Annotated in this window: 6 protein-coding genes and 2 riboswitches; all 6 genes read left to right on the top strand. The window is 74.8% G+C overall.

From position 1 onward, the window contains the following. Nucleotides 1-116: riboswitch (cobalamin riboswitch) on the top strand. Between the two features lie 260 nt (nucleotides 117-376). The 6 genes from BJP40_RS19870 (at nucleotide 377) to BJP40_RS19845 (ending at nucleotide 6,050) form a co-directional block, all read left to right on the top strand. Further along, nucleotides 377-1,612, top strand: coding sequence for an ABC transporter substrate-binding protein (locus tag BJP40_RS19870; RefSeq protein ID WP_226962371.1), 1,236 nt, complete (start codon nucleotides 377-379; stop codon nucleotides 1,610-1,612). Then, nucleotides 1,609-2,712, top strand: a complete 1,104-nt coding sequence (locus BJP40_RS19865) for an iron ABC transporter permease (RefSeq protein ID WP_218153218.1) — start codon at nucleotides 1,609-1,611, stop codon at nucleotides 2,710-2,712. The genes BJP40_RS19870 and BJP40_RS19865 overlap by 4 nt, the downstream gene beginning before the upstream one ends. Beyond that, nucleotides 2,709-3,776, top strand: a complete 1,068-nt coding sequence (locus BJP40_RS19860; RefSeq protein ID WP_071281522.1) for an ABC transporter ATP-binding protein — start codon at nucleotides 2,709-2,711, stop codon at nucleotides 3,774-3,776. The genes BJP40_RS19865 and BJP40_RS19860 overlap by 4 nt, the downstream gene beginning before the upstream one ends. Beyond that, nucleotides 3,770-4,489 carry a (2Fe-2S)-binding protein gene (locus tag BJP40_RS19855; protein WP_071281521.1) on the top strand — a complete coding sequence of 240 codons (720 nt, stop codon included), beginning with the start codon at nucleotides 3,770-3,772 and terminating at the stop codon, nucleotides 4,487-4,489. Before BJP40_RS19860 ends, BJP40_RS19855 begins: the two co-directional genes overlap by 7 nt. Further along, on the top strand, nucleotides 4,486-5,046 hold the full coding sequence (locus BJP40_RS19850; protein ID WP_071281520.1) for a hypothetical protein: 561 nt from the start codon (nucleotides 4,486-4,488) through the stop codon (nucleotides 5,044-5,046). Before BJP40_RS19855 ends, BJP40_RS19850 begins: the two co-directional genes overlap by 4 nt. A gap of 281 nt (nucleotides 5,047-5,327) precedes the next feature. Continuing rightward, nucleotides 5,328-5,550, top strand: a riboswitch (cobalamin riboswitch). A gap of 50 nt (nucleotides 5,551-5,600) precedes the next feature. Then, nucleotides 5,601-6,050, top strand: coding sequence for an acyl-CoA thioesterase (locus tag BJP40_RS19845; protein WP_071264408.1), 450 nt, complete (start codon nucleotides 5,601-5,603; stop codon nucleotides 6,048-6,050). The last annotated feature ends 91 nt before the right edge of the window (nucleotides 6,051-6,141 follow it).

Genomic DNA, 6,141 nt, shown 5'->3' with positions numbered 1-6,141 from the left:
GCCGGTGAGAATCCGGCACGGTACCGCCACTGTGTAGGGGGAGCGACTCCACCCACGGCCACCGGCCCCGCCAGGGTCCGGGAAGGCCGGAGAAGCCGTGATCCCGAGTCAGGAGACTCACGCCGTCGCACCTCGACGCACGGGGCGGATTTCCCCAGGAGAGGCGGTGGCACTCGTGTGCCTGCGTATGCGCGGCGGCGGTTCGGCGCCCCCTGCGGCCTTGCTGCCGCAGCCATCCCTGCGTGATGCAGGGGGCTGCTCCCCCACGCCTTGAGGGTCCCTCCCGTTCGCAGGGCCCCTGCTTCCTCCCCGTGCTCCGCATCCGCGCCCGGCCGTGCCGGTGCGCCCTGCCCACGCATGCCCACCAGGAGTCGACTTGTCCGTACGATCCGTCATGCCCGGCCGCCGTCACGCCGCCGCGGCGGCGCTCCTCGCCGCCGCGCTCACCCTCACCGCGTGCGGCGGCGGGTCCGGCGCACCAGCCGACGCGAAGGCCCCGGCCACCGGGGAGGGCTGCATCAAGGACTTCGACCCGGACAAGGACTACTTCCCGGTCAAGTCGACGGTGGAGCACGCCCGGAACTTCACGCTGCGGTACGAGAAGAGCTATCAGGTCCTCACCGTCAAGGAACCCTTCCCCAAGGGCAAGCCCGAGTCGTACGTCCTGGTCAAGTGCGGTGCGCCCAAGCCGAAGCTGACGGGTGACCTCGCGTCGGCGCAGCAGGTCACCGTCCCCGTCAAGAGCCTCTACTCCGCCTCCACCACCCACCTGCCGCTGCTGACGGAGACCGGCACCCTGGACGTCCTCACAGGAGTCGCGAGCGTCGCGCCGATCTCCTCCGCCGAGGTCCTGGACCGGGTGAAGGCCGGAAAGGTCACCGAGTACGCCAAGGACCGCACCCTCAACGCCGAGACGGTCATCGGGGCCAAGCCCGACGTGCTGATGACCCAGGGCACCGACGACCCGCAGTACCCCAAGCTGCGCCAGGCCGGCATCGCCGTCGTCGCCAACGCCGAGTGGCTGGAGCCGAGTCCGCTCGGCCGCGCCGAGTGGGTCAAGGCGATGGCCGCCCTCACCGGGGCGGAGAAGCAGGCGGGCGAGGTCTTCGACACCATCGAGGGCGACTACCGCGAGGTCGCCGAGAAGGGCGCCCGGGCGGCCAAAGCGGGCAAGCCCGTCGAGGTGCTGCCCGGCACGATGTACCAGGGCACGTGGTACATGCCCGCCGGCGGCAGCTACGCCGCCCAGCTGATCAAGGACGCGGGCGGCACGTACCCGTGGGCCGACGAGAAGGGCACCGGCAACGTCCAGCTGAACTTCGAGGCGGTGTACGCCAAGGGCGGCGAGGCTCCGATCTGGATCGCCGACCAGCAGTGGAGGTCCACCGCGGACGCGGTGAAGGCCGACAGCCGGTACGGGCAGCTCAAGGCCGTGTCCGGCGGCGCCGTGTGGACGAACCAGAAGGCGCTCGGTCCCGGCGGCGGCAACGACTACTTCGAGCGTGGTGTGCTGCGCCCGGACCTGGTGCTCGCCGACCTGTTCGCGCTGATGCACCCGGAGCAGGCGAAGGACCACACCTTCACCTTCTACCAGCCGGTGCCCAAGGCGTGACGGCACACCTGGCAACCGCGCCGGCCGCCGCCCCGGACGCCCCGCCGAAGGCGCCGCCGGTGCGGCGGCGCCTGGCCGTCGTCCTCGCCCTCGCGGCCGGCACCGCCGCGCTGTTCGTACTCACGGTCGCGACCGGCTCCCACCCGGTGCCGGTCACGGAGGTGGTGCGGGTCCTGTCCGGCGGCGGCGCCGAGGACCCGCGGTGGACCGTGATCGTCGAGCAGGTCAGACTGCCGCGCGCGCTGACCGCCACCGCGGTGGGCGCCGCCCTCGCGGTGGCGGGCGTGCAGATGCAGACCCTGTTCCGCAACGCGCTGGCCGACCCGTTCTCCCTCGGGGTGAGTTCGGGCGCCGGCATGGGCGTCGCCGCCGTGGTCGTCGGCACCGGCGGGGTCGCCGGCAGCTTCACCGGCGACCTGGCCGGGCTGGGGCGGGTGGGCGTCGTCCTGGCCGCCTCGATCGGCGCCGCCGCCGTGCTCGCCCTGGTCCTGCTGCTCTCCAGGTGGGTGCGGTCGGCCGTCACCCTGCTCGTCATCGGCGTCATGATCGGCTCGGCGGCCACCGCCGTGGTCGGGGTGATGCTCGTCTACGCCCGGCCCGAACGCGCCCAGCAGTTCGTCATGTGGGGCCTGGGCAGCTTCAGCGCCACGACCTGGCCCGACCTCCAGGTCATGCTGCCCGTCATCGGCGTCGGCCTGCTCACCGGGCTGCTCTCCGCCAAACGTCTCAACGCCCTGCTGCTCGGCGAGGACTACGCCCGCAGCATGGGCCTGAACGTGCGGCGCAGCCGCGACCTGGCGCTCTTCGGCACGGCGCTGCTGGCCGGCGCGGCCACCGCGTTCTGCGGCCCCGTCGCCTTCCTCGGACTGGCGGTGCCGCACCTGACACGGGTGGCCCTGGGGACCTCGGACCACCGGGCGCTGGTCCCGGCGTCGATGCTCGCGGGGGCGTTCCTGGCACTGGCGTGCGCGCTGTTGAGCCAGCCACCCGGTTCGGACGCGGTGCTGCCGCTGAACGCCGTCACCTCGCTGTTCGGCGCACCCGTCGTCATCGCGTTCCTCATCCGCAGCCGTCGCGGCGTACAAGGAGTGGCCTCGTGACCGACACGATGACCGAGACCCTGCCGTCCGTGGCCACCGGTGCCGGCCGCGGGGGCGGGCTGAGCACCCACGGGCTGGCCGTCGGCTACCGCGGCCGGTCACGGCGTGGACGGGGAGCAGGGCGGGCCGTGCTGTCGGGGCTCGACCTCACGGCGCGGGCCGGTGAACTGACCGTCCTGCTCGGGCCGAACGGCGCGGGCAAGTCCACGCTGCTGCGGACCCTGTGCGGACTCCTGCCGCCGCTCGACGGTCGGATCCGGGTCGGCGGCGCCGACCTCGCGCAGACATCGCCGGCCGTGCTCGCCCGCCGGCTGGCCGTCGTCCTCACCGACCGGGTGGACCCCGGGCTGCTGTCCGTCAGGGAACTGGCCGGCCTCGGCCGCCACCCGCACACGGGTTTCACCGGCCGTCTCACGGCCGCGGACCACGCGGCCGTCGCGTGGTCGCTGGAGGCCGTGGGCGCGGGACACCTCGCGGACCGGCCGGCCTCCGAGCTCTCCGACGGAGAACGCCAACGCGTCCTGACCGCCCGCGCCCTCGCCCAGGAGCCCGAGGTCGTCCTCCTCGACGAGCCGACGGCGTTCCTCGACGTCCCCTCGCGGGTGGCGCTCACCGTGCTGCTGCGCGACCTCGCCCGGGACAAGGGCCTGACGGTCGTGGTCAGCACGCACGACCTGGAGCTGGCCCTGCGGGTCGCCGACGCGGTCTGGCTCGTCGACCGCAGTTCCCGCGTGCACGCCGGGGCGCCCGAGGACCTGATCAGCGGCGGCGCCGTCGCCGACGCCTTCGACGCCGCGCACCTGGCCTTCGACCCGGCTTCCGGCACCTTCGGTCTGCGGCGCACCTCGCGGGGGGACGTGGCGGTGGAGGCGCCGCCGGATGTGCTGCCGCTCCTCGAACGCGCCCTGGCCCGGGAGGGGCTGGCGGTCGCGGGCGCCGGCGGATCGGCCGCCGCCCGGGTGGCCTGGGCGGGCGGGAACCGGTTCGCCCTCGTCGGACCGGACGGACGGGCCGCGCAGGCGCGCGGCTTCCACGAGCTGACCCGGGCGGTGCGGGCATGGTGAACGCGTTCGCCGCGCCCGACGCCCTGGCACGGGTCTCCGCGATCGGCCCCTACTTCGCGGTGGCCTCCGGTCCCCGCCCCGACGCCGACGGGTTCCGGCCCCTGACGGAGCTGTACGCCGATCCGGACACGCTGGACGCCTGCGTGCGGGCCGTCAGCGGGCGGTTGGGCACCGACGAGTTCCGTGTGGCCGCCTCCACCCTTCACCTGGGCGCCGCGTCGCGGCTCTGGTCGATCGCCCTGGCCTACACCGCGCTCACGGGCCGGGTCGCCGATCTGCGGCCGGACCGGCTGCGCTGGCGCCTGCCCGCCTCCGGCCCCCTGGACCTGTGGCTCCCCGACCCCGCGGAGACGGACGAGGACCCGCAGACCGGCCTGCACCGCACGGTGCTGGCCGACAACCTGGCCCCCTGGGCCGAGGCCGTACGGAACGTGTCGGGAGTGTCGCCGCGCACCCTGCACGGCAACGCCGCCTCTGCGCTGATCGGCGCCCACCGCGTCCTGCTCGCCAGGGCGCCGCACACCGTGCTGCCCGTCGTCCCGCTCGTCCGGGCACTGCTGGACCGGCCGCCGCTGGCCGGCGCCGGCACGTACCGCGCCGACCCGGGCGGACCGCTCGCCTTCCACCGCCGCAACTGCTGCCTGTACTACCGCGTACCGGGGGCGGGCACCTGCGGCGACTGCGTCCTCACCACGAAGGAGAAGACCCGATGACCACCACGGAACCGACCGTCGTCGACACCCCCGGCGGCGGCACCCAGCATGTCTGGCCCCTGCCGGCGGACGAGGCCACGCTCCTCGACCTCGTCACCACGGTCTTCACCGACCACTGGCAGCACATCCACTTCGGACCGATCATCGAGGGCGCCGCCTGGGAGGTGCGCGCACCCGGCGCACCCACCGCCATCACCATGAACGACGGGTACGCCACGATCGACTTCGGCCACTGGCACTTCCACCTGTGCATCGGCGAGCACACCGCGTCGGGGCCCGAACTGGGCCGCATCCGCCGCTGCTCCCGCGCGGAGCTGTACCGCAGCATCGGCTCGGACGGCGCCCCGGTCAGCTGGGGGGTCCGCCTGTTCAACGGGCGCGACGAGCAGATGATGACCGTCCTGTTGCCGAACCCCTTCCTGTCGGACCGTCAGGAGATTCTGGAAGCACCGGACTTCGGGCGGCTCGCCGCGTGGGACGCCCTGCGGGACCGCTTCCTGGGGCTGGCGCCGGAACCCCTCGACCGTACCGGCAAGGGGTTCCGGCACAGCCGCTGATCCGCGCGGCTCCGGGGGTCCGTGAACGGGAGCGCCCGGCAGACCCCCGGAGCGGCCGGCCGGCGGGCCCGCGACCGCCCGGGACGGTGCCCGCCCGCGGCCGGAGGCCGCCCGGCGGTCGGCGCCGGGGAGGTGCGGGACCGAAGCCCACGGTCACACCCCGGCTCGTCCCCGGGCGGGTCCCGGCCGCGCCCCGACGGGCCGTCACGTCCTGCCCGTGCGCCGGGGCGTGCGGTACACCGGCTCACGAGGGCGACCGGCCCGCCCCGGCGGGTGGCCGCGTAGGCTGGGCACGCAGCGGTTCGCCCCGTCCGCCAGGCGGGATGCGTCGCAAGAGGGAACCCGGTGGGAGTCCGGGACTGCCCCGCAGCGGTGAGCGGGAACGACCGCCGTCATACGCACTGGGTCCGGCGTACCGGACCTGGGAAGCGACGGCCAGTAGGCGTGCCGTACCCCGGCACGTGCCCGCGAGTCCGAAGACCTGCCGCTGCCCGCGCGCCGTCATCCCGTGCCGCGCGGAACAGCCCTGCCGCGACTCGCGAAGGAGAGTTGACGTGGCCGAACCCACCGCCACCCGCCCCGCCCCCGCCCGCCCGGCCAAGACGCCGGAGGAGTCCCGGGTGGTCCTCGCCCACATCATGAGCGAGCACGACACCAACCTGTACGGCACGATCCACGGCGGCGTGATGATGAAGCTCATCGACGACGCGGCCGCCGCGGCCGCCGGGCGGCACGCCGACGGCCCTGCCGTCACCGTCTCGGTCGACCGGATGACGTTCCTGGCTCCGGTACGGGCCGGGGACCTGCTCAGTGTCGAGGCCGGGCTCACCCGCGCCGGGCGGACGTCCATGACCGTGGGGGTCCGCGTCACGTCCGAGCGGTGGAACAGCACCGGCCCCGCCACGGAGGTCGCCACCGCCTCCCTCACGTTCGTCGCCATCGGCGCGGACCGCGCGCCGCGCCCCGTCCCCGCGCTGGACGTGCCGCCGGCCGAGCCGTCCTGAGCGGCCGGCCCTGCCCGCGGCGGCGGGACGGCCGGGACCGCCGTACCGGCCACCGGCAGGCCGCGCCGGGCCTGCGCCTGAAGCGGTGGGG

It is taken from the genome of Streptomyces sp. CC53 (assembly GCF_001865245.1).
Taxonomy (GTDB): Bacteria; Actinomycetota; Actinomycetes; order Streptomycetales; family Streptomycetaceae; genus Streptomyces.
Note: the sequence above shows the minus strand (reverse complement) of the source record. Positions and strands in the feature narration are given on the sequence as shown.

Excerpts from the sequence above, each read along its gene's own strand:
- BJP40_RS19850 (WP_071281520.1), top strand. The coding sequence starts at position 4,486 with ATGACCACCACGGAACCGACCGTCGTCGACACCCCCGGCGGCGGCACC.
- BJP40_RS19855 (WP_071281521.1), top strand. The coding sequence starts at position 3,770 with ATGGTGAACGCGTTCGCCGCGCCCGACGCCCTGGCACGGGTCTCCGCG.